At 60.2% G+C, this 24,292-nt stretch carries 20 protein-coding genes; 18 read left to right on the top strand and 2 right to left on the bottom strand.

The window, feature by feature from the left end:
• From ACR0FC_RS10950 to rplA, 8 genes are all read left to right on the top strand, one after another.
• A complete protein-coding gene (locus ACR0FC_RS10950) occupies positions 1 to 459 on the top strand; it encodes a FixH family protein (RefSeq protein WP_093964335.1) in 459 nt (152 codons plus the stop codon).
• A 4-nt stretch (positions 460 to 463) separates the two neighbouring features.
• A complete protein-coding gene (locus tag ACR0FC_RS10945) occupies positions 464 to 2,641 on the top strand; it encodes a heavy metal translocating P-type ATPase (protein WP_170341431.1) in 2,178 nt (725 codons plus the stop codon).
• 5 nt (positions 2,642 to 2,646) lie between these two features.
• On the top strand, positions 2,647 to 2,805 hold the full coding sequence (gene ccoS, locus ACR0FC_RS10940; protein WP_170341432.1) for a cbb3-type cytochrome oxidase assembly protein CcoS: 159 nt from the start codon (positions 2,647 to 2,649) through the stop codon (positions 2,803 to 2,805).
• Between the two features lie 89 nt (positions 2,806 to 2,894).
• On the top strand, positions 2,895 to 3,092 hold the full coding sequence (gene secE, locus ACR0FC_RS10935; protein ID WP_170341433.1) for a preprotein translocase subunit SecE: 198 nt from the start codon (positions 2,895 to 2,897) through the stop codon (positions 3,090 to 3,092).
• Positions 3,093 to 3,339: 247 nt separating this feature from the next.
• A complete protein-coding gene (nusG, locus tag ACR0FC_RS10930; protein WP_093964422.1) occupies positions 3,340 to 3,873 on the top strand; it encodes a transcription termination/antitermination protein NusG in 534 nt (177 codons plus the stop codon).
• A 221-nt stretch (positions 3,874 to 4,094) separates the two neighbouring features.
• Positions 4,095 to 4,922 (top strand): DUF2189 domain-containing protein, encoded by an 828-nt coding sequence (locus ACR0FC_RS10925; RefSeq protein WP_170341434.1) that lies wholly within the window; start codon positions 4,095 to 4,097, stop codon positions 4,920 to 4,922.
• Positions 4,923 to 5,152: 230 nt separating this feature from the next.
• Positions 5,153 to 5,602 carry a 50S ribosomal protein L11 gene (gene rplK / locus ACR0FC_RS10920; protein WP_093964340.1) on the top strand — a complete coding sequence of 150 codons (450 nt, stop codon included), beginning with the start codon at positions 5,153 to 5,155 and terminating at the stop codon, positions 5,600 to 5,602.
• Between the two features lies 1 nt (position 5,603).
• The gene (rplA, locus tag ACR0FC_RS10915) at positions 5,604 to 6,302 is read left to right on the top strand and encodes a 50S ribosomal protein L1 (protein WP_093964341.1); all 699 of its coding nucleotides are present in this window, start codon (positions 5,604 to 5,606) and stop codon (positions 6,300 to 6,302) included.
• A 65-nt stretch (positions 6,303 to 6,367) separates the two neighbouring features.
• Here rplA and ACR0FC_RS10910 read toward each other — a convergent pair whose 3' ends face one another.
• The gene (locus ACR0FC_RS10910) at positions 6,368 to 7,639 is read right to left on the bottom strand and encodes a DUF2254 domain-containing protein (RefSeq protein ID WP_170341435.1); all 1,272 of its coding nucleotides are present in this window, start codon (positions 7,637 to 7,639) and stop codon (positions 6,368 to 6,370) included.
• A 332-nt stretch (positions 7,640 to 7,971) separates the two neighbouring features.
• Here ACR0FC_RS10910 and rplJ point away from each other — a divergent pair, with 332 nt between their 5' ends.
• The 6 genes from rplJ (at position 7,972) to ACR0FC_RS10880 (ending at position 19,970) form a co-directional block, all read left to right on the top strand.
• Entirely contained in the window at positions 7,972 to 8,490 is a 519-nt protein-coding gene (gene rplJ / locus ACR0FC_RS10905) for a 50S ribosomal protein L10 (protein ID WP_093964423.1), read from the top strand.
• Positions 8,491 to 8,569: 79 nt separating this feature from the next.
• Complete coding sequence (rplL, locus tag ACR0FC_RS10900) at positions 8,570 to 8,947, top strand: 50S ribosomal protein L7/L12 (protein WP_093964343.1); 378 nt, start codon at positions 8,570 to 8,572, stop codon at positions 8,945 to 8,947.
• A 251-nt stretch (positions 8,948 to 9,198) separates the two neighbouring features.
• Positions 9,199 to 13,335, top strand: coding sequence for a DNA-directed RNA polymerase subunit beta (gene rpoB, locus ACR0FC_RS10895; RefSeq protein WP_170341436.1), 4,137 nt, complete (start codon positions 9,199 to 9,201; stop codon positions 13,333 to 13,335).
• A gap of 50 nt (positions 13,336 to 13,385) precedes the next feature.
• On the top strand, positions 13,386 to 17,627 hold the full coding sequence (gene rpoC / locus ACR0FC_RS10890; protein ID WP_170341438.1) for a DNA-directed RNA polymerase subunit beta': 4,242 nt from the start codon (positions 13,386 to 13,388) through the stop codon (positions 17,625 to 17,627).
• A gap of 195 nt (positions 17,628 to 17,822) precedes the next feature.
• A complete protein-coding gene (locus ACR0FC_RS10885; protein ID WP_170341439.1) occupies positions 17,823 to 18,932 on the top strand; it encodes an HlyD family secretion protein in 1,110 nt (369 codons plus the stop codon).
• A 168-nt stretch (positions 18,933 to 19,100) separates the two neighbouring features.
• Positions 19,101 to 19,970, top strand: coding sequence for a DMT family transporter (locus ACR0FC_RS10880; protein ID WP_170341469.1), 870 nt, complete (start codon positions 19,101 to 19,103; stop codon positions 19,968 to 19,970).
• On the opposite strand, the gene ACR0FC_RS10875 is transcribed toward ACR0FC_RS10880, so the two are convergent.
• Positions 19,955 to 20,761, bottom strand: a complete 807-nt coding sequence (locus ACR0FC_RS10875) for a putative rhamnosyl transferase (protein WP_170341440.1) — start codon at positions 20,759 to 20,761, stop codon at positions 19,955 to 19,957. The genes ACR0FC_RS10880 and ACR0FC_RS10875 overlap by 16 nt on opposite strands.
• 374 nt (positions 20,762 to 21,135) lie before the next feature.
• Here ACR0FC_RS10875 and rpsL point away from each other — a divergent pair, with 374 nt between their 5' ends.
• The 4 genes from rpsL to ACR0FC_RS10855 form a co-directional block, all read left to right on the top strand.
• Complete coding sequence (rpsL, locus tag ACR0FC_RS10870) at positions 21,136 to 21,507, top strand: 30S ribosomal protein S12 (RefSeq protein WP_005980675.1); 372 nt, start codon at positions 21,136 to 21,138, stop codon at positions 21,505 to 21,507.
• 15 nt (positions 21,508 to 21,522) lie between these two features.
• Positions 21,523 to 21,993 (top strand): 30S ribosomal protein S7, encoded by a 471-nt coding sequence (gene rpsG, locus ACR0FC_RS10865; protein WP_093964348.1) that lies wholly within the window; start codon positions 21,523 to 21,525, stop codon positions 21,991 to 21,993.
• Positions 21,994 to 22,011: 18 nt separating this feature from the next.
• Entirely contained in the window at positions 22,012 to 24,129 is a 2,118-nt protein-coding gene (gene fusA / locus ACR0FC_RS10860; protein ID WP_093964349.1) for an elongation factor G, read from the top strand.
• A 60-nt stretch (positions 24,130 to 24,189) separates the two neighbouring features.
• On the top strand, positions 24,190 to 24,292 hold a 103-nt coding region (locus tag ACR0FC_RS10855), incomplete at its 3' end, for a GTP-binding protein (RefSeq protein ID WP_377181647.1).

The raw sequence follows: 24,292 nt of genomic DNA, 5'->3' as shown, positions 1-24,292 counted from the left end.
ATGGCCGAGCGCAAATTCACCGGAAAGCACGCTCTTGCGGTTTTTGTCGGGGCCTTCGGGGTCATCATCGCAGTTAATCTGGTGCTGGCCTACAAGGCAGTCGCGACATTCCCCGGGCTCGAGGTCAAGAACTCCTACGTTGCCAGTCAGGAGTTCAATGAAAAGCTGAAGGAGCAGCAGTCTCTGGGCTGGGATGCAGAGGTGGAAACCAAGGGCGGCCTGCTGATCCTTCGCATCACGGATGCGCAAGGCGTGCCTGTGCGGGTGGCCGAACTGCAGGCCGTGGTCGGCCGCGCAACTCATATGCGCGAGGATTTTTCGCCGGACTTCACCTTTGACGGTGTGGCGTATTCCACCCCGGCGACGCTTGGAAAAGGCAACTGGAATGTCCGTATTGTCGCGCGCGATGCGGACGGCGCGGAATTCAGTCGGCGCATTCCGTTGTACATCAAGGGTTAGGCCGATGTCGTCGCAGGTGACATCCGGGACCGCGGCCTGTCCGGGCTGCATCGCGGCTCCGGCGGAACCGGCCAGGCCGGTACCGGTCGACGTTCAGATCGCGCTGTCACTGCCGGGCATTCATTGCTCGGCCTGTATTGCCAATGTCGAACGTGCGTTGAACGCGCACCCCGGCGTACAGGACGCGCGGGTCAACCTGACGCTCAAGCGCGCTCTGATCAAGGCAGGCCCCGAGGTTCGGGCAACGGACCTGATCCCGGTCCTCGATCGGGCCGGGTACGAGGCGCATGAGCTGGATCCCGGTGCCCTGTCAGCCACGCAATCAGACAAGGCCGGACGAGACCTTTTGATGCGGCTCGCGGTCGCCGGCTTTGCATCGATGAACGTGATGCTGCTGTCAGTGTCCGTCTGGTCCGGCGCCACTGACGCGACGCGCGACATGTTTCACTGGATATCGGCGGCCATCGCCCTCCCGGCCATTGCGTTCTCGGCCCAACCGTTTTTTGCCAACGCGTGGAGCGCGCTGCGTGTTCGCCGCCTGAACATGGACGTGCCGATCGTTCTGGCAATCCTGCTGGCCTTGGTCACTTCGCTTTGGGAAACGGCGCTGAGCGGTGAGCACGCCTATTTCGATGCGGCTTTGACGCTGACGTTCTTTCTGCTGGCGGGGCGCTATCTGGATTACCGCACCCGTGCCGCGGCCCGGTCCGCCGCGGAAGAGCTGACAGCCCTCGAGGTGCCGCGCGCCATCCGTCTTGTTGACGGGGCCGAACGCGAGGTCGCCGTTGCCGAACTGGCCGTCGGTGACCTGATCCTGGTGCGACCAGGGGGGCGGATGCCGGTGGACGGCAAGATCGTGACCGGTGAATCCGAGTTGGACCGGTCTTTGCTGACCGGTGAAACCCTGCCGGTATTTGCCCAGCCAGGCACGCAAGTCAGCGCGGGTGAGGTCAACCTGACCGGGCCGCTGATCATTCAGGCAACGGCGGTGGGCGAAGAGACTTCGCTGCACCGCATGGCAGATCTTGTGGCCATCGCGGAATCCGGGCGGTCGCGCTATACGTCCTTGGCGGACAAGGCGGCCAAGCTGTATGCCCCCGGGGTTCATATCCTGTCCGCACTCAGTTTCGTTGGCTGGTACATCTATTCTGGCGATCTGCGCACAGCGCTGAACATCGCCGCCGCTGTGCTGATCATCACCTGCCCCTGTGCGTTGGGGTTGGCGGTTCCTGCGGTCACCACCGCGGCCTCGGGGCGGCTGTTCCGCAAGGGGATGCTGATCAAGGACGCCACGGCGTTGGAGCGGTTGGCCGAGGTCGACACCGTGGTGTTCGACAAGACCGGAACGCTCACATCAGGCGCGCCTCAACTGGTCAACGGTGGCAAACACACAGGCCGTGAGATCGAGATCGCTCTGGCCTTGGCACAGGCTTCGGCGCATCCGCTGGCGGTCGCCCTGACCCGGGCCACTCGGGACGAGGGGTATACCCCGGCCGAGGTTGAAAACGTCACCGAGATTCCCGGTCACGGGACCGAGGGCCAGTTTCAGGGGCAACTCGTGCGGCTGGGCCGAGCCGAATGGGTGGGCGCGACGGAAGGTGATTACACCGCGGCCTGGTTGGCGGTGGGGGACGATCGCCCGGTCGAGTTCCGCTTTGCCGACTCTTTGCGCCCCGGCGCCGCCGACGCGGTCGCGGCTTTGCGTGATGCGGGCAAGGACGTCATCCTCATGTCCGGGGACACGACCAACGCCGTGAAAGCTCTGGCCGAGAAGCTGGGGATCGAGACCTGGATCGCGCGGGCACTGCCGCAGGACAAGGCGCGACACATTCAGAAGCTGGCAGACCAAGGCCGCCGGGTTTTGATGGTCGGTGACGGGTTGAACGACACAGCCGCGCTGGCGGCGGCCCATGCCTCGATCTCTCCGGCTTCGGCACTGGATGCGGCCCGTGTGGCTTCGGACATCGTTCTGCTGGGCAATGACCTGTCGCCGATCGCCGATGCCTGCCATACTGCTGTCCGGGCGACGCAGCGCATCCGCGAGAATTTTCAGATTGCGACGATCTACAATGTCATCGCGGTGCCTTTGGCCGTTGCCGGCCTTGCGACGCCCTTGATCGCGGCCTTGGCGATGTCCACATCGTCGATTACCGTATCCCTGAACGCTCTGCGCCTGAGGTGATCCTTATGGAAGTTCTGGCCTATTTGATACCGATTTCGCTGCTGTTGGGCGGTGTTGGGCTGGTGGCATTCATCTATACGGTCCGCAGCAACCAATATGACGACCCCGAAGGCGACGCCCGACGGATTCTGAGCGACGAGTGGGATGATCGCCCCAAGTCCTGACCGGGTGCAATCGTGATGCCGACGGCCCTTGAAATTGCCGCAATGCCCGGCTATGTCCGGCCCATCCGCTAGCAGAGAGACCAAGCCTAATGGCCACCACAAACCCGATCCAGTTCATTCAGCAAGTCCGTTCCGAAGTTGCAAAGGTCGTCTGGCCGACGCGGCGCGAGGTTCTGCTGACCACGGTCATGGTGTTCATCATGGCGGCTCTGACTGCCGTGTTCTTTGCTCTGGTGGATCTGGGCATTCGCGGCGGTCTGCAACTGATCCTGGGTATGTTCAGCTAAAGCCGACTGCCGGGTCCCGTCGGATCGCGCCGAGACGCGCCCGCTTCGGGCGCCCGACCGGCACTGCCCCCTTGCACAGCAGGCAATGTCAGAGTAGTTGACGCGGGACCTTTCGGGATGGGCGTGCGGCGATTCGGACTGCGCGCCGCTTTTTATTCCGGAACACGCGGCCGGGCCGCGACGAAATTTCAATTCAGGTGCTTCCGCCCGACGCGGCGCGCCAAAGGCAAACAAGGACGACAGGTTCATGGCGAAACGGTGGTACTCGGTCAGCGTTCTTTCGAATTTCGAAAAGAAGATCGCAGAGCAGATCCGCACGTCGGTGGCCGAGCACGGCCTTGAGGACGAGATCGACGAGGTTCTGGTTCCCACCGAAGAGGTGATCGAGGTGCGCCGGGGCAAGAAGGTCACGACTGAACGCCGTTTCATGCCCGGCTACGTACTGGTGCACATGGAAATGTCGGATCAGGGCTATCACCTGATCAACTCGATCAACCGGGTCACCGGTTTCCTGGGTCCGCAGGGCCGCCCGATGCCGATGCGCGACGCCGAGGTGAACCAGATTCTCAACCGTGTTCAGGAAGGTGAAGAAGCACCCAAGCTGATGATCAGCTTCGAGGTTGGCGAGAAGGTCAAAGTCAACGACGGCCCGTTCGAGGATTTCGACGGTATGGTCGAGGGCGTGGACGACGAGAACCAGAAGCTGAAGGTTACCGTCTCGATCTTCGGGCGCGAAACTCCGGTCGAGCTGGACTTTACGCAGGTCACCAAGCAGAGCTGATCTTTCCTGCAGGAACTGATCGTGCAGAAATCGAACGCGCCGCCGTAACAGGCGGCGCAACTGTTTCTGGTGGTTGCCGGTAAGGTTACGCCACAGCCTTGGCCGCTTGCCCTAACTCCTTGCCTGATGCACACTTGTGCTTGGTACAGGTATGACCGTTGCGCAGCCGGGCTCGTGGGCCAGAGGATTTGCGCGCAGTGATGCTTTGGGAGGACTCTGTCATGACATCCAAGGCTGCAGGCCCCACGCCACCCGACGAGCTGACCCCGCCTCAGCGGACGATCCCTGTGGTCAACACGGTCACCGCCGCCGACATCACCGACTCGCTGAAGGCCGGGTTTTCCGACTTTCTGGCGCGTCCCATAATGAGCGGATTTTTCGGATTGTTCTATGCCGTCTTCGGGTTTCTGCTGGTCTGGAGCCTGGTCTGGCTTGGCAAGATTTGGATGATCATTCCTGCCGTCGTGGGATTTCCGCTGGTCGCCCCTTTCGCAGCTGCAGGCCTCTATGAGATGTCGCGTCGACTTCAGGCCGGAGAGGATTTTGGCTGGTCGGAAATACTGACGGTCATGGCCAATCAGCGTAAGCGGGAAATGGGCTGGATGGCCTTCGTTACGCTGTTCGTTTTCTGGGTATGGATCTACCAGGTTCGGCTTTGGTTGGCGATCATCCTGCAGAATGCCTCGTTTTCGGATTTCGACGGGTTCCTGAACACCGTGTTCTTTACCTCCCAAGGCTGGGCTTTCCTGGCTGTTGGCACCTGCGTCGGTGCGTTTCTGTCCGCCGTTCTGTTTTCGGTGACTGTTGTTGCCATGCCCTTGCTGCTGGATCGCGACACCGATTTCGTAACGGCAATGCTTACGTCGCTCCGTGTTGTCGCCGAAAGCCCTGTGGTTATGCTTGGCTGGGCGGCCATCATCTCGGTCACGATGCTGTTGTCGCTGGTGCCGGCATTTCTGGGGCTTGTCTTTACGTTGCCGATCCTTGGGCATACCACTTGGCATCTCTACCAGCGCGCCGTTCAGTCGGAGGCGCCTGCCGGTCCATAGCGGGGGCGGGGCCTGCATGCCGACGGACGCGGTTGGGAAGGCGGCTTCGCCAGCCATCCGGTTTTCAGTGGCATGCTCTTGCCAACCCATTCGTTCCCCTGTAAACGCCGCCCCTATCGTCTTCGGGCGAGATTCTCTCGTGGGAGATCGCAGGGATCGCGATTCCGGATCGGACCACGCAACATAAAACCGGATGGGACGCGTCCCATTCACGTTGAAAGGAAAACCAAATGGCCAAGAAGCTTGCTGGTACGATGAAGCTGCAGGTTCCTGCAGGTCAGGCGAACCCGTCGCCGCCAGTTGGTCCGGCGCTGGGTCAGCGCGGCATCAACATCATGGAATTCTGCAAGGCGTTCAACGCCAAGACCGCAGACATGGAGCCCGGCGCTCCGTGCCCGACCGTGATCACCTACTATCAGGACAAGTCCTTCACCATGGACATCAAGACGCCGCCCGCGTCTTACTACCTGAAGAAGGCGGCCGGTCTGAAGCCGGTCGGCAAGCGTAACCGCCCCCGTGGCGCGGAGAACCCCGGCCGTGAGACCGTGGCAACCGTGACCACCAAGCAGGTGCGCGAGATCGCCGAAGCCAAAATGAAGGATCTGAACGCCAACGACGTCGAAGGCGCAATGAAGATCATCCTGGGCTCGGCCCGTTCCATGGGCATCGAGGTGAAGTAAGATGGCAAAACTCGGTAAACGTACCCGCGCAGCGCGCGAAGCCGTCGCCGGCAAGGAAAACCTGTCGGTCGAAGAGGCAGTTGCACTGGTCAAGGCCAACGCAACGTCGAAGTTTGACGAAACCATCGAAATCGCCATGAACCTGGGCGTCGACACCCGTCACGCAGACCAGATGGTGCGCGGTGTCGTCGGTCTGCCGAACGGCACCGGCAAGGACATGCGCGTTGCTGTCTTCGCGCGCGGCCCCAAGGCTGACGAGGCGAAAGAAGCCGGTGCGGACATCGTCGGCGCCGAGGACCTGATGGAAAGCATCCAGGCCGGCAACATCGACTTTGACCGTTGCATCGCAACCCCGGACATGATGCCGATCGTCGGTCGTCTGGGTAAGGTTCTGGGCCCCCGCAACCTGATGCCAAACCCCAAGGTCGGCACCGTGACCATGGACGTGAAAGCGGCCGTGGAAGCAGCCAAGGGCGGTGAAGTTCAGTTCAAAGCGGAAAAAGGTGGTGTCGTACACGCAGGCGTTGGCAAGGCGTCGTTCGACGAAGCCAAGCTGGCGGAAAACGTCCGCGCCTTCATCTCGGCCGTTGCCAAGGCGAAGCCGTCGGGCGCCAAGGGCACCTATATGAAGAAAATCGCGCTGAGCTCGACCATGGGCCCCGGCGTGACCGTGGATGTGGCGCAAGCTTCGGGCGAATAAGCTGACACTTTCTTTCGGAAATTCGAACCCCGGGCGGTCATGCTGCCCGGGGTTTTCCTTTGCTCTCAGATAGCAGGTTCGACTGTGACCTGATTGGGTATTTCGCGCACGCGTGCCTTGTCGGCCTCCAGCCTGAGGTCGCGCTCGGCAACGGTCAATGCCTGGTTCGCAGCCGCGTGGGCCGCGGTTGTCATTGCACCGTCTTGAGTCTGCGTCAGTCGGGTCAGCGCGCTGAGAATGGCCTCGTGGACTTCGACCTTGTCACCGGCATCCCGGGAAATGGCCGCATAAGCGTCACGAAGGAATGTGTCGATCGCGATCTCGGGGGCATGGATTTTCGGGAACTGCGGGTCGGCGGGTTGGGTGGGCCGCGAGCCAAGTGGGAGGAGAACCCGCAGCAACCTCTCGACCATCTGAATTGCAGTCATCGGGTCGTTGATACCCGGTGAGAGCGCGCGCTGCGCGATTTCGGACAGGGTTTGAATGCCAAAGCGGGGGTCTTGATTGAAGCTGCGCTCGGTCCCGATCACGAAGGCTTCCCGGATGGTTTCACCATCCATTTTCCGGGTCGCTCTGGCCAGGGGTTGGCCTTCGGTCACGAACTGCCCCGGCAGCGCCATGATCCAGATCTCGCAGTCGTTCTCTTCGGCGCAGGAATGCAGCATGCCGACATCCACGTGGCGCACGTTCCCTGTCGAACTGGCCCGCACGTCGTGACCGGTTTGCGGAACATCCGCGGCGGCTTGATACGGAATGGCGCCGAGGCACGGCAGTTCTATGGCTCGGGTCATGGTGTCCTTGGCGTTCTTTTCTATCTTGCGCGCCGTTTCGGAGATGCTGCCATAGCTGGGCAATTGGTCGATCCAGAGCAAGAGCGCCAGTGTCACCAAAAAGATCACCACCAAGGTGAACGCAAGCGCAACGGCGATGGACTGCTGGGTATAGACCCCGGTTTCGACAAGGATCAACGATACGAGCGCGAAGATGAATGCGCCGAGAAACGTGGCCAGCACGTTTTGCGAGACACTGTCTTCTTCGATCACCTGCTGGGCGCGCGGGGAGGACTGGTTCGAGGCCCATCGCTGTGCTGCGACCATGATCGAAAGCGAAAAGGTCGTGACCGCCAGCATGGACGACGCCAGAATGCCGAGGATCTTTGCCACGGCCTCGGTGCTCAGCCGTTGTGTGAGAAAGTCGGGGACGAAGCCGCCGAGGTAGGTGCCAATCCCTGCGCTGACCACGGCGAGAGCGGCGATCAGGCTGGTGCGAACCCACAATTGGCGAGAAATCTGACGAAACAGGAATTGCGGCTTGGAAATGGATTTCAATTTGATCATCCGTTGATCCTGTTCGGGTTTGCGGTCATTGTCTACCGGCTTGGGGTACGGGCCAATTTACCCCTTGGAAACCCCGGCCATCTGCCCTAAAGAGGGTTGCGGAGTAAAGCGTGCGATTCGTCGTGCGCTTTATTTCGTTTCGTCCAAGACGGTGGGTGGGTCCTTCCGGCCCCTTAATTCCCTGCCTGAGACGGGTAAGACCAAAGAATTTCGAGGGTCCAGACCCTCGGGCGCATTTTGGCCAATCCCGTAACAACGGACCTGAACGCCGGGGCGCAGCCCTCGGCAAATATGAGCCGGGGTGAAGCATCGCCCCTAACTTGGAGAGAACTGTGGATAGAGCCCAGAAAGAGAAAGTGGTCGAGGAACTCGGCCAAATCTTCGAAAGCTCTGGCGTCGTAGTGGTTGCTCACTACGCCGGTCTGACAGTTGCCGAGATGCAGGACCTTCGCGCACGTGCTCGTGACGCGGGCGGTTCCGTGCGTGTTGCCAAGAACAGGCTCGCCAAAATCGCCCTCGACGGTAAGCCATGTGCGAGCATTGCTGACCTGCTGACGGGTATGACTGTTCTGACCTATTCCGAGGACCCCGTGGCAGCAGCCAAGGTGGCCGAGGACTTCGCCAAGGAGAACCAGAAGTTCGAGATCCTTGGCGGTGCAATGGGCGAGAACGCTCTGGACCGGGCTGGTGTCACAGCCGTGTCGAAAATGCCGTCGCGTGAAGAGCTTATTGCTTCGATCGTGGGCTGCATCGGCGCGCCTGCTTCGAACATCGCCGGTGCAATTGGCGCACCTGCAAGCAACATCGCAAGCATCCTTTCCACCATCGAAGAGAAGGCGGAAGCTGCGTAAGCGGTTGGCACTGAATGATCTGCGTGGGGCACATGCCCTGACGTTGGAACACACACTGTAAACGGAAAGAGCTGATACAATGGCTGATCTGAAGAAACTGGCAGAAGAGATCGTTGGTCTGACCCTGCTGGAAGCACAAGAACTGAAAACCATCCTCAAGGACGAGTACGGCATCGAGCCCGCAGCTGGCGGCGCCGTCATGGTCGCAGGCGCAGCTGGCGATGCCGGCGGTGCAGCTGAGGAAGAGAAAACCGAATTCGACGTCGTTCTGAAGAACGCCGGCGCTTCGAAAATCAACGTCATCAAAGAAGTTCGCGGCATCACTGGCCTGGGCCTGAAAGAAGCCAAGGAACTGGTCGAAGCCGGCGGCAAGATCAAAGAAGGCGTGGACAAGGCAGAAGCCGAAGAGATCAAGGGCAAGCTGGAAGCAGCTGGCGCCGAGGTCGAGCTGGCCTAAGCCTGTCTTTCGGTGCATCGCGGATGCGCCGTGGAATTTGGCTGGGCCCGGAGAAATCCGGGTCCAGCCGAACCTGTCTTAGAAAGGGCCTCATAGGCTGGGGCGTTTTCTAAGACGCGGTTCGCGGATCGGGAGGCTACCATTCGGGACGGTGGCCACGAATTGATCCGGACGTGTCGTCTCGTATGTGCAAGGCGCCGGGGCCCGACGGTGTTTTTGCCCGCTGAGAACATCGAAAGGTGACATCTGACATGGCTCAATCGTTCCTTGGCCAGAAACGTCTTCGGAAATACTACGGCAAAATCCGCGAAGTCCTGGAAATGCCGAACCTCATTGAGGTCCAGAAATCCTCCTATGATCTATTCCTGCGCTCTGGCGATGCCGACCAGCCGACCGACGGCGAAGGTATCAACGGCGTGTTCCAATCGGTCTTTCCGATCAAGGATTTCAACGAAACTTCCGTGCTGGAATTCGTGAAATACGAGCTGGAAAAGCCGAAATACGACGTTGAAGAGTGCATGCAGCGCGACATGACCTACAGCGCGCCGCTGAAGGTCACCCTGCGCCTGATCGTGTTCGATGTCGACGAAGACACTGGGGCCAAATCGGTCAAGGACATCAAGGAACAGGACGTGTTCATGGGCGACATGCCCCTGATGACGCCGAACGGTACCTTCATCGTGAACGGCACCGAGCGTGTGATCGTGTCCCAGATGCACCGGTCGCCCGGCGTGTTCTTCGACCACGACAAGGGCAAGACCCACTCCTCGGGCAAGCTGCTGTTTGCCTGCCGCATTATCCCGTACCGCGGCAGCTGGTTGGACTTCGAGTTCGACGCCAAGGACATCGTCTATGCCCGGATCGACCGTCGCCGCAAACTGCCGGTGACCACGCTACTCTATGCCCTGGGCCTGGACCAGGAAGCGATCATGGACGCGTATTACGACACCGTGTCCTACAAGCTGAACAAGAAGAAGGGCTGGGTCACCCCGTTCTTCCCCGAACGTGTGCGCGGCACCCGTCCCACCTATGACCTGATCGACGCAAAAAGCGGTGAAGTGATTGCCGAAGCCGGCAAGAAGGTCACCCCGCGCGCGGTCAAGCAGCTGATCGACGAGGGCAAGGTCACCGACCTACTGGTGCCGTTCGACCACATCGTCGGCAAGTTCGTCGCCAAGGACATCATCAATGAAGAAACCGGTGCGATCTATGTCGAAGCCGGTGATGAGCTGACCCTAGAATATGACAAGGATGGCGAGCTGATCGGCGGCACCGTGAAGGAGCTGATCGATGCCGGCATCACCGATATTCCGGTTCTGGACATCGACAACATCAACGTCGGTCCGTACATCCGCAACACCATGGCGCAGGACAAGAACATGGGCCGCGAAAGCGCGCTGATGGACATCTACCGCGTCATGCGTCCGGGCGAGCCGCCCACCGTCGAGGCCGCGTCGGCTCTGTTCGACACCCTGTTCTTCGACAGCGAGCGCTATGATCTGTCGGCCGTTGGCCGCGTGAAGATGAACATGCGCCTGAACCTGGATGCTCCGGACACCCTGCGGACTCTGCGCCGCGAAGACATCGTGGCCTGCATCAAGGCACTGGTGGAGCTGCGTGACGGCAAAGGCGACGTGGACGACATCGACCACCTAGGCAACCGTCGTGTGCGCTCGGTCGGTGAACTGATGGAAAACCAGTACCGCGTCGGCCTGCTGCGCATGGAACGCGCCATCAAAGAGCGCATGTCGTCGGTCGAGATCGACACCGTCATGCCGCAGGACCTGATCAACGCGAAACCGGCGGCGGCCGCAGTCCGCGAATTCTTCGGCAGCTCGCAGCTGTCGCAGTTCATGGACCAGACCAACCCGCTGTCGGAAGTCACCCACAAACGCCGCCTGTCGGCGCTTGGCCCGGGTGGTCTGACGCGCGAGCGTGCGGGCTTTGAGGTGCGCGACGTGCACCCGACCCACTATGGCCGGATGTGCCCGATTGAAACGCCTGAAGGTCCGAACATTGGTCTGATCAACTCGCTGGCCACCTTTGCCCGCGTGAACAAGTACGGTTTCATCGAAACCCCCTATCGCGTCGTGAAAGGCGGGCAGGTGACCGATGAGGTTCACTACATGTCCGCGACCGAGGAAATGCGTCACACCGTGGCGCAGGCCAACGCGACGCTGGATACGGATGGCAAGTTCATCAACGATCTGGTCTCGACCCGTCAGGCCGGTGACTACACGCTTGCCCCGCGCGAGAACGTGGACCTGATCGACGTTTCGCCGAAGCAGCTGGTCTCGGTTGCGGCCTCGCTGATCCCGTTCCTTGAAAATGACGACGCCAACCGCGCTCTGATGGGCTCGAACATGCAACGTCAGGCGGTTCCGCTGCTGCGGGCCGAGGCGCCGCTGGTCGGTACCGGGATTGAGGAAAAGGTTGCGATCGACTCGGGTGCTGCGATCCAGGCGAAACGTGCCGGTATCATCGACCAGGTCGATGCCCAGCGCATCGTTATCCGCGCCACTGAAGATCTGGAACTGGGCGACGCTGGTGTGGACATCTACCGTCTGCGCAAATTCCAGCGGTCGAACCAGAACACCTGCATCAACCAGCGTCCGCTGATCAAGGTGGGTGACACCGTCCAGAAGGGCGAGGTCATTGCCGATGGTCCGTCGACCGATATGGGTGAACTGGCTCTGGGCAAGAACGTGGTCGTCGCGTTCATGCCGTGGAACGGTTACAACTACGAAGACTCGATCCTGATCTCGGAACGTATCGCGCGTGACGACGTATTCACCTCGGTCCATATCGAGGAATTCGAAGTCGCCGCCCGTGATACAAAGCTGGGTCCGGAAGAGATCACCCGCGACATTCCGAACGTCGGTGAAGAAGCGCTGCGCAACCTCGACGAGGCGGGCATCGTTTACATCGGCGCGGATGTTGAGCCGGGCGATATTCTGGTCGGCAAGATCACTCCGAAGGGCGAAAGCCCGATGACCCCGGAAGAAAAACTGCTGCGCGCCATCTTTGGTGAAAAAGCATCTGACGTGCGCGACACTTCGCTGCGCGTGAAGCCGGGCGATTACGGTACGGTCGTCGAAGTCCGCGTCTTCAACCGTCACGGCGTCGAGAAAGACGAGCGTGCGCTGCAGATCGAGCGTGAGGAAGTCGAACGTCTGGCCCGTGACCGGGACGACGAGCTGGCAATCCTGGACCGCAACATCTATGCGCGTCTCAAGTCGATGATCCTGGGTAAAACCGCCGTCAAGGGGCCGAAAGGCGTCAAGGCGGGCTCGGAGATCACCGAAGAGCTGCTCGAGTCGCTGACCCGCGGTCAGTGGTGGCAGCTGGCGCTGGAAGACGAGAAGGACGCTCAGATCGTCGAGGCGCTGAACGAGCAGTACGAGGTGCAGAAGCGCGCCCTGGATGCCCGTTTCGAGGACAAGGTCGAAAAGGTCCGCCGTGGCGACGACCTGCCGCCGGGCGTGATGAAGATGGTCAAGGTCTTCATCGCCGTGAAGCGCAAGCTGCAGCCGGGCGACAAGATGGCCGGCCGTCACGGGAACAAGGGTGTGATCTCGAAGGTTGTGCCGATGGAGGACATGCCGTTCCTGGCCGATGGTACTCCGGTCGACTTCTGTCTGAACCCGCTGGGCGTGCCGTCGCGTATGAACGTCGGTCAGATCCTTGAAACCCACATGGGTTGGGCCGCGCGCGGTCTGGGTCTGAAGATCGACGAGGCGCTGCAGGAATACCGCCGCTCGGGCGACCTGACACCGGTCCGTGACGCGATGAAACACGCCTATGGCGAGGATGTCTACGAAGAGGGCATCAGCGGCATGGACGAAGATCAGCTGATCGAAGCGGCCAGCAACGTGACCCGCGGTGTTCCGATCGCAACCCCGGTCTTTGACGGCGCCAAAGAGGCCGACGTCAACGACGCGCTGATCCGCGCCGGTTTCTCGGAAAGCGGTCAGTCGATCCTGTTCGACGGCCGCACCGGCGAGCAGTTCGCGCGTCCGGTGACCGTGGGCATCAAGTATCTGCTGAAACTGCACCACCTGGTGGACGACAAGATCCACGCGCGTTCGACCGGGCCGTACAGCCTGGTGACCCAGCAGCCGCTGGGCGGCAAGGCGCAGTTCGGTGGTCAGCGCTTTGGTGAGATGGAGGTCTGGGCTCTGGAAGCTTACGGCGCCGCCTACACCCTGCAGGAGATGCTCACCGTGAAATCGGATGACGTCGCCGGCCGGACCAAGGTCTATGAGTCGATCGTCAAGGGCGAGGATAACTTCGAGGCGGGCGTACCGGAATCGTTCAACGTTCTGGTTAAAGAAGTCCGTGGCCTCGGCCTGAATATGGAACTCCTGGATGCGGAGGTTGAGGAGTAAGGGCGCTGCCCTTTCTCCCGTCCCCCCTTCCGCAAGATTTGAGGTAACAAATGAACCAGGAAATCACCAACAACCCGTTCAACCCGCTGACGCCCCCGAAGGTTTTCGACGAGATCAAGGTCTCGCTGGCGTCGCCCGAGCGGATCCTGTCTTGGTCCTATGGCGAGATCAAGAAACCCGAAACCATCAACTACCGGACGTTCAAGCCTGAACGTGACGGCCTGTTCTGCGCGCGTATCTTTGGCCCGATCAAAGATTACGAATGTCTGTGCGGCAAATATAAGCGGATGAAGTATCGCGGCGTTGTCTGCGAGAAATGCGGTGTGGAAGTCACCCTGCAGAAGGTTCGCCGTGAGCGTATGGGCCACATCGAGCTGGCCGCGCCGGTCGCTCACATCTGGTTCCTGAAATCGCTGCCGTCGCGCATCGGTCTGATGCTGGACATGACGCTGCGCGATCTGGAACGCGTTCTGTACTTTGAAAACTATGTCGTCATCGAGCCCGGTCTGACGGACCTGACCTACGGCCAGATGCTGACCGAGGAAGAGTACATGGACGCGCAGGATGCCTATGGCATGGACGCGTTCACGGCGAATATCGGTGCCGAAGCCATCCGTGAGATGCTGGCCCAGATCGATCTGGAAGCCGAAGCCGAGCAACTGCGCGCTGATCTGGCCGAAGCCACCGGCGAGCTGAAGCCCAAGAAGATCATCAAGCGTCTGAAGGTTGTTGAATCCTTCCTCGAGTCCGGCAACCGGCCCGAGTGGATGGTGATGACCGTGATTCCGGTCATTCCGCCGGAACTGCGTCCGCTGGTTCCGCTGGATGGTGGCCGTTTCGCGACTTCGGACCTGAACGACCTGTATCGCCGCGTCATCAACCGGAACAACCGTCTGAAGCGTCTGATCGAACTGCGCGCGCCTGACATCATCGTCCGCAACGAAAAGCGGATGCTGCAGGAATCCGTGGACGCTCTGTTCGACAATGGCCGTCGTGGCCGTGTGATCACCGGCGCCAACAAGCGTCCGCTGAAATCGCTGTCGGACATGCTGAAAGGTAAGCAAGGTCGCTTCCGTCAGAACCTTCTGGGTAAGCGCGTCGACTTCTCGGGCCGTTCGGTCATCGTGACCGGTCCGGAACTCAAGCTGCACCAGTGTGGTCTGCCCAAGAAGATGGCGCTGGAACTGTTCAAGCCGTTCATCTACTCGCGCCTTGAAGCCAAGGGTCTGTCTTCGACCGTGAAGCAGGCGAAGAAACTGGTCGAGAAAGAGCGTCCCGAAGTGTGGGATATCCTCGACGAGGTGATCCGCGAACACCCAGTCATGCTGAACCGTGCGCCGACACTGCACCGTCTTGGCATTCAGGCGTTCGAGCCGGTCCTGATCGAAGGTAAAGCCATCCAGCTGCACCCGCTGGTCTGTTCGGCCTTCAACGCCGACTTCGACGGTGACCAGATGGCCGTTCACGTCCCGCTGAGCCTTGAGGCGCAGCTGGAAGCGCGTGTTCTGATGATGTCGACGAACAACGTTCTGTCGCCTGCAAACGGCGCTCCGATCATCGTTCCGTCGCAGGACATGATCCTGGGTCTCTACTACGTGACCCTGGAACGCGAAGGCATGCCCGGCGAAGGCAAGGTCTTTGGTTCGATCGACGAAGTCCAGCACGCGCTGGACGCGGGCGAGGTGCACCTGCACTCGAAAATCACCGCGCGGATCACCCAGATCGACGAAGAAGGCAACGAGGTTCAGAAGCGTTTTGAAACCACGCCGGGCCGTGTTCGCTTGGGGGCTCTGCTGCCCAAGAACAACAAGGCACCGTTTGAACTGGTCAACCGCCTGTTGCGGAAGAAAGAAGTGCAACAGGTGATCGACACCGTCTACCGCTACTGCGGCCAGAAAGAGTCGGTGATCTTCTGCGACCAGATCATGTCGATGGGCTTCAAGGAAGCTTTCAAGGCCGGTATTTCGTTCGGCAAGGACGACATGGTGATCCCCGAGGACAAGTGGGGCATCGTGGACGAAACCCGCGAACAGGTGAAAGACTTCGAACAGCAGTACATGGACGGCCTGATCACTCAGGGCGAAAAGTACAACAAGGTTGTCGATGCCTGGTCGAAGTGTAACGACCGCGTAACCGAAGCCATGATGCGCACCATCTCGGCCGTGGCCAAGGATGAGGGCGGCGCTGACAAAGAGCCAAACTCGGTCTACATGATGGCGCACTCCGGTGCGCGTGGCTCGGTGACCCAGATGAAGCAGCTGGGCGGTATGCGCGGCCTGATGGCCAAGCCGAACGGCGACATCATCGAGACGCCGATCATCTCGAACTTCAAGGAAGGTCTGACCGTTCTTGAATACTTCAACTCGACCCACGGTGCCCGTAAGGGTCTGTCGGATACCGCTCTGAAGACGGCGAACTCGGGCTACCTGACCCGTCGTCTTGTTGACGTGGCGCAGGATTGCATCGTGCGCGAGGTTGATTGTGGAACCGACCGTGCGATCACGGCCGAAGCTGCGGTCAATGACGGCGAAGTCGTCGCATCGCTGGCGGAACGCGTTCTGGGCCGTGTGGCCGCAGATGACGTTCTGCGTCCGGGAACCGACGAGGTCATCGTCGCCGCCGGACAGCTGATCGACGAACGCATGGCCGATACGATCGACGAGGCCGGTGTTGCCTCGATGCGCATCCGCTCACCTCTGACCTGTGAGTCCGAGGAAGGTGTCTGTGCAACCTGCTACGGTCGTGACCTTGCCCGCGGGACCATGGTGAACACCGGTGAGGCTGTCGGCATCATCGCCGCGCAGTCGATCGGTGAACCGGGTACGCAGCTGACGATGCGGACCTTCCACATCGGTGGTGTTGCGCAAGGTGGTCAGCAGTCGTTCCAGGAAGCGAACCAGGACGGTGTCGTTGCCTTTGAGAACCCGCAGATTCTGGTCAATGCCGCCGGCGAAAGTCTGGTCATGGGCCGGAACATGAAGCTGGTGATCAACGACGAACACGGCGAAGAGCGCGCCAGCTTCAAGCTGGGCTACGGCTCGAAGCTGTTTGTCAAAGAAGGCACCAAGGTCAAGCGCGGCGACAAGCTGTTCGAGTGGGACCCCTACACCCTGCCGATCATTGCCGAGAAAGCCGGTACCGCAAAATACGTCGACCTGGTTTCGGGCATTGCTGTCCGCGACGAGACCGACGATGCAACCGGCATGACCCAGAAGATCGTGATCGACTGGCGCGCGGCCCCTAAAGGCAGCGATCTGAAGCCCGAGATTATTCTGGTGGACGACAACGGCGAGCCGGTCCGCAACGATGCGGGCAACCCGGTTCACTATCCGATGTCTGTGGACGCGATCCTGTCGGTCGAAGACGGTCAGAAGATCGAAGCCGGTGACGTTGTTGCGCGTATCCCGCGTGAAGGCGCCAAGACCAAGGACATCACCGGTGGTCTGCCGCGTGTGGCCGAACTGTTCGAAGCGCGTCGTCCGAAAGATCACGCAATCATCGCGGAAGCCGATGGTTACGTGCGCTTTGGCCGCGACTACAAGAACAAGCGCCGCATCAGTATCGAGCCGGTCGATGAGTCGCTGGAGACGATCGAGTACATGGTGCCCAAGGGCAAGCACATCCCGGTGCAGGAAGGCGACTTCGTGCAGAAGGGTGACTACATCATGGACGGCAACCCGGCTCCGCATGACATCCTGTCGATCATGGGTGTCGAGGCGCTGGCTGACTACATGATCAACGAGGTGCAAGAGGTCTACCGCCTGCAGGGCGTGAAGATCAACGACAAGCACATCGAAGTCATCGTACGCCAGATGCTGCAGAAGTGGGAGATATTGGACTCGGGCGACACCACCCTGCTGAAGGGCGAGCATGTCGACAAGCAGGAGTTCGACGCGGCCAACGAAAAGACCATCGCCCGCGGTGGTCGTCCGGCCCAGGGCGAGCCGATCCTTCTGGGGATCACCAAGGCATCGCTGCAAACGCGTTCGTTCATCTCGGCGGCGTCGTTCCAGGAAACCACCCGTGTGCTGACCGAAGCTTCGGTTCAGGGCAAGAAGGACAAGCTGGTTGGCCTGAAAGAGAACGTCATCGTCGGCCGTCTGATCCCGGCCGGTACCGGTGGTGCGACACAGCGTGTCCGCCAGATCGCGCAGCAGCGTGACAATGTCGTCATTGAGGCACGTCGCGAAGAGGCCGAGGCCGCAGCCGCGCTGGCCGCTCCGATGATGGATGATGACATGGTCGGCGATGAGCTGGACTCGCTGGTGGAAACTCCGGAAAGCCGCGAATAATATCGGCGACGAGAAACTCAGAAAGGCCCTGCGGTTCCGCGGGGCCTTTTTTGTTTCGGCCGGTGCCGGAAGCGGCCAGGGTTCGATCCAAACACTGTGATTTCAAATGGAACTGCTGCATACTCAAAAATCAGAATGTGGTAATGGAATTGCTCCCGTCATCACTGTTTGGAACTCAACACGGGTCTTGATCGGATGCTCATAGTCCTTGGATTGTATTTTGGCGTGATTTGGCTGGTCTTCTCCAAGTTCAGCCTGCTGCCCTGGAATGGCTTCTGGAAGACCGTTTCATACGGTGGGGCCGCCGTCGTCGCGTTGGTTGTCATCGGCGCACTCAACCACACGGCGCCTACGGGGCCTGTGTCGGTTCTGGGTGTTCAGACAAGCATTGTGCCTAATGTCTCCGGAACGGTCGTCGAAGTTGCCGTTGAGCCGAACCAGAAGGTCAACGAAGGCGATCTCTTGTTCAGAATCGATCCCGAGTTCTACGTGCTCGAGGTAGCGCGGCTGGAGGCATCTCTGGAAGCCGCCCGGTCGGCAGCGGACCAATTGACCACGGATCTGGCGGCTGCCGAAGCCGATATCGCTTCATTGACCGCGCAACTTGTTTTTGGGCAGCAGCGGCGGGATGACATCGTTCAACTGGAAGAGCGTGGCGCATCCACCACCTTCAAACTGCAGGAAGCGGTCGCGACGATCGAACAGCTCACCGCAAGCATTCGTGCAGCAGAAGCGCGAAAAGCGGGGCTGGAGCGCCGGATCGCAGCTCAGATCGACGGTGAGGATGTTGCGGTCGTGGAGGCCGAACAGGCGCTTGCGCAGGCCGAATGGAACCTCAAGCAGACGGAAGTCTTCGCGCCGGGCGACGGGATCGTCAGTGCGGTCACGCTGCGCCCGGGCAATCGCGCGACAACCTTCCAGGGCGCATTGACCTTCATAGATCCGACGAACCACGCGTTGGTGGCCTCGCTGCCCCAATCCAGCCGATCCAATGTCGGCCTTGGCGATGAAATCCGTGTGGCGCTGCGAACCCAACCGGGATCCGAGATCACGGGAACTATTTCAGGGTTCCCGCCGGCCCTGTCTGAGGGCGCATTGGATCTCCGCTCCGGTTTGCCCTCGATGCGCGAACTTGTCGGGATCTCCAGCTTTCCGGTCCTCATCGAACTGCCTGGCGATGTACCTCTGGAAACACTTCAATTCGGCGCGTCGGGCACCGCGCTTGTGATGACTGACAAGGCGGGGCCGATTTCGCCACTTGCAGAGATTCTGTTCTGGGTCACGCAGAAGCTGAACTACCTGTAGGCGGAAACACAGGGACCCGCCCCATAAAAGTGAACAGGTACAGCTACGATGCGTTGAACCTCGGGTCTGCGATCTGACCAAACAATATCGAATTGGCCGGATCACAAGTTGACAATCTGCTCAGGTGAGATGCCAATGCCGGGACCAGATTGAAACCGGGCCATGGCAATGACACCGAACGTCAAAGGCGCCCTGCTGATGATGGGCAGCATGGCCGCATTCACTGTGAACGATACACTGGTCAAGGCGGCCGGTCAGGAGGTGCCACTGTTCCAGCTGGTGGCTCTGCGCGGGTTGTTGGCGACGATCCTGGTTTTTGCGTTGGCGCGGCATCTGGGGGCATTGCATCTGCGGTTTGGGCGGCACGATCGCTGGTTGGTGGCTTTTCGCTGCGTGGCGGAATTGTCGGCGACGTTCTTCTTCCTCACGGCGTTGATGCACATGCCACTGGCCAATGTGACCGCGGTTCTGCAGGCCCTGCCGCTGACCGTAACCCTCGGTGCGGCCCTGTTCTTTTCGGAACAGATCGGGTGGCGGCGGATCATGGCCATAGCATTGGGATTTGCGGGAATGCTGCTGATCGTGCGACCGGGTCCGGACGGATTCAGCATCTATGCCATGTATGCCCTGATTGCCGTCATCTGCGTGACGGCTCGGGATTTGATCACCCGCCGAATGTCGCCAGAGGTGCCGTCGATGGTCGTTACTTTGGCAACCTCATTGACGATTACCACCGGAGCGGCAATTGCCTCGGCTTTTCAGGGTTGGGTTCCGATGACGGCCGGGTCGGGGATGCTGATTGCCTCGGCGGCTGTTTTCGTCCTGCTCGGGTATCTCTTCAGCGTAATGGTGATGCGCGTTGGCGAGGTTAGCTTTGTCGCACCGTTCCGATACTCGAGCTTGATCTGGGCCTTGGGTCTGGGCTGGGCGGTTTTCGGGGATTGGCCCGACCGGATCACCATGCTGGGCGCTGCACTGGTGGTCAGCGCGGGGCTGTTCACCCTCTTTCGTGAGCGGGCGCTTCAGACGTCCGAATAGACGCGTCGGACCATCTTCTGATCAATTGCAAACCGGGTTTCGAACTGCTTGGCCAGAGCGGGGGTCGGCGGTTCCAGCTTGGCCTTGCTTGCCCGGGTGTTGGGTGAATCGTTGAACCCGTTGAGACTGCGCACCCACATCGGTGGTTCGTTCTGGCTGATGACTGGCATGAAGTTGCCGATCTTGTGGTGGGCAAAGTTCATGATCGTCAGATCACACCCGCCGCGCACATACATCCCAAAACCAACACCCAGCAGCGACCGGTGAACCGGCGTGGCCTGGATTCCGCTGGCGTCGAACCGGGCAAGAAAGCCGTGATTGAAATCGATGGCAACCATTTTGTTGCGCCGTACCAGTCCTTCGGCGTCCTGAACCGCGCGGCGCAGTAATTCGACGAAATCCACCGCAACCGCATCGTCGTCATCGTGGCGGAATTGCAGGCATGGCAGGTCAGGGTTCAAGCGTGCCCGGTTCAGGACGTCCTTCATGACAGAGCGATGCCGGCCGGGTTCCTGCGAGACGATTTGCACTTGTTTCATGCCCGAAGTCAGGTCGTTCAGACGATCACGGGCGACCCGAGGCAGGCAGGTCCCGGTCACGATCACAAACTGAAACCGCGGATCGGTTTGGGCGCGCAGGGCGGGCAGGGCGCAGGTCTCGAACAGGCGGAACCGCTCGTCCAGACGTCGGGGGTCGTACAAGTGGCGTCGGCGCGCTTCGACCGACTCGTGCATGGTCTGGAACCCGCCGATGGCCGGGTAGGAGAAACGGCACAGACCAATGACTTGCATCTTCACTTCCGGTAGGAATACACCAGTGCGGACTATGCCCCGAGGGATGTGACACCGCAACCGATGTCGCTTCCGCTGCAACGCACGGCTGCAAGGCGGGCGGCCATCTGCCGGGGCTGTTGACAGTCGGGCCGACTCCCCCTATACGCCCGTCATCTCGGTACCGGGGGCCGCCCCAAAACCGATTTCAGTATTGAACTGGTCAAGGCCCGGACAATTTTGCAGTTCGCGCCCTCTGATAACCAACCGCGACGTTCACCTCGGAATGGGAACGCTCGCGGGTTTTGCGCTTGTGGACGCATTGGCGCAGCAAAGTTAGCCGCACGCAACGCGCGTGCATGTCATGTGTGTTGCAAAACGGGGAAGAAACCGGAATGCCAACTATTCAACAGCTGATCCGCAAACCGCGGCAGCCCAAAGTAAAACGCTCGAAGTCCATGCACCTGGAGCAGTGCCCGCAGAAGCGCGGCGTCTGCACCCGCGTGTACACCACCACGCCGAAGAAGCCGAACTCGGCTATGCGTAAGGTTGCCAAGGTGCGCCTGACCAACGGTTACGAAGTCATTTCGTACATCCCGGGTGAAAGCCACAACCTGCAAGAACACTCGGTTGTTCTGATCCGTGGCGGCCGTGTGAAAGACCTTCCGGGTGTCCGCTACCACATCCTGCGTGGTGTTCTGGATACCCAGGGCGTCAAAGACCGTAAGCAACGTCGTTCGAAATACGGCGCGAAGCGTCCCAAGTAAGAAGGAGAGGCTGATATGTCACGTCGTCACGCCGCCGAAAAACGCGAAGTCCTGCCTGACGCCAAATTTGGCGACAAGGTCCTGACCAAATTCATGAACAACCTGATGATCGACGGCAAGAAGTCGGTCGCAGAGCGTATCGTCTACAACGCCTTCGACCGCGTTGAGAGCAAGATCAAGCGCGCTCCTGTCGAGGTGTTCCACGAAGCACTCGACAACATCAAGCCGTCGGTCGAGGTTCGCTCGCGCCGGGTTGGTGGTGCAACCTACCAGGTTCCGGTCGAAGTGCGCCCCGAGCGCCGCGAAGCTCTGGCCATCCGCTGGCTGATCACCGCCGCGCGCGGCCGCAACGAAAACACCATGGAAGAACGCCTCGCCGGCGAACTGCTGGACGCCGTACAGTCCCGCGGTACTGCCGTTAAGAAGCGCGAAGACACCCACAAGATGGCCGAGGCGAACAAAGCCTTCAGCCACTATCGTTGGTAATCCCAGAGGCTTATCCAAATGGCACGCGAATATCCGCTCGAACTATACCGTAACTTCGGTATCATGGCGCACATCGATGCAGGCAAGACCACCTGCTCGGAGCGTATCCTGTATTACACCGGCAAATCCCACAACATCGGTGAGGTGCACGATGGTGCAGCCACCATGGACTGGATGGAGCAGGAGCAGGAACGCGGCATCACCATCACTTCGGCTGCGACCACCACCTTCTGGGAGCGCACCGAGGACGGTCAGACCGCCGATACCCCCAAGCACCGCCTGAACATCATCGACACCCCCGGCCACGTTGACTTCACCATCGAAGTCGAGCGTTCGCTGGCGGTTCTCGACGGTGCCGTTTGCGTTCTGGACGCAAACGCAGGTGTTGAGCCCCAGACCGAAACCGTGTGGCGTCAGGCTGACCGCTACAAGGTTCCGCGCATGGTCTTCGTCAACAAGATGGACAAGATCGGCGCGGACTTCTTCAACTGCGTTCGCATGATCGAAGACCGCACCGGCGCGCGCGCCGTTCCCGTCGGTATCCCGATCGGTGCAGAGAACGAACTTGAAGGCCTGATCGACCTGGTCACCATGGAAGAATGGCTGTGGCAGGGCGAAGACCTTGGCGCAAGCTGGGTCAAGGCTCCGATCCGCGACAGCCTGAAGGACATGGCTGAAGAATGGCGCGGCAAGATGATCGAAGCGGCCGTCGAAGAAGACGACGACGCGATGATGGAATACCTGGAAGGCAACGAGCCCGACATTCCGACCCTGCGCAAACTGCTGCGCAAGGGTACCCTGGCGCTGCACTTCGTGCCGGTTCTGGGTGGTTCGGCGTTCAAGAACAAAGGTGTTCAGCCGCTGCTCAACGCCGTGATCGACTATCTGCCCAGCCCGCTGGACGTTGTCGACTACATGGGCTTCAAACCCGGTGACGAGGAAGAAGTCCGTAACATCGCGCGTCGCGCTGACGATGACATGGCCTTCTCGGGCCTGGCGTTCAAAATCATGAATGACCCCTTCGTTGGCTCGCTGACCTTCACCCGGATCTACTCGGGCGTTCTGAACAAGGGCGACTCGATCCTGAACTCGACCAAAGGCAAGAAAGAGCGCATCGGTCGTATGATGATGATGCACTCGAACAACCGGGAAGAGATCGAAGAAGCGTTCGCAGGCGACATCATCGCTCTGGCGGGTCTGAAAGACACCACCACCGGTGACACCCTGTGCGATCCGAAGGATCCCGTGGTTCTGGAAACCATGACCTTCCCCGATCCGGTGATCGAGATCGCGGTCGAGCCCAAAACCAAGGGCGACCAGGAAAAGATGTCTCAGGGTCTGGCCCGTCTGGCCGCCGAAGACCCGTCCTTCCGCGTGGAAACCGACCTGGAATCGGGTCAGACCATCATGAAGGGCATGGGCGAACTTCACCTGGACATCCTGGTTGACCGTCTGAAGCGCGAGTTCAAGGTCGAAGCCAACATCGGTGCGCCGCAGGTGGCCTATCGTGAGACCATCTCGATGCCGATCGAACACACCTACACCCACAAGAAACAGTCGGGTGGTTCGGGTCAGTTCGCTGAGGTCAAGCTCGAGATCACTCCGACCGAACCGGGCGAAGGTTATTCGTTCGAAAGCCGCATCGTTGGTGGTGCCGTTCCGAAGGAATACATCCCCGGTGTCGAAAAAGGCATCCAGTCCGTCATGGACAGCGGCCCGCTGGCCGGCTTCCCCGTGATCGACTTCAAGGTTGCCCTGCTGGACGGTAAATTCCACGACGTCGACTCGAGCGTTCTGGCGTTCGAAATCGCGTCGCGGATGTGCATGCGCGAAGGTCTGAAAAAGGCCGGCGCGAAACTGCTGGAGCCGATCATGAAGGTCGAAGTGATCACCCCGGAAGAGTACACCGGCGGTATCATCGGCGACCTGACTTCGCGTCGGGGCCAGGTGTCTGGACAAGAGCCGCGCGGCAACGCGATTGCGATCGACGCATTCGTGCCGCTGGCCAACATGTTCGGCTACATCAACACTCTGCGTTCGATGTCGTCGGGCCGCGCCCAGTTCACCATGCAGTTCGACCACTATGATCCGGTTCCGCAGAACATCGCGGAAGAGATCCAGGCAAAATACGCATAACCGAAAAATAGAGGGAGCCTGCTGCCCGGGCTCCCTTCATTTCCGAAAAAGGAGGCCATCATGGCAAAGGAAAAGTTTGAGCGTACAAAACCGCACGTCAACATTGGCACGATTGGCCACGTTGACCACGGCAAGACGACGCTGACCGCAGCAATCACCAAGT

This window comes from Ruegeria sp. BB9, assembly GCF_056539345.1.
This window is presented reverse-complemented; position numbering and strand designations above follow the sequence as displayed.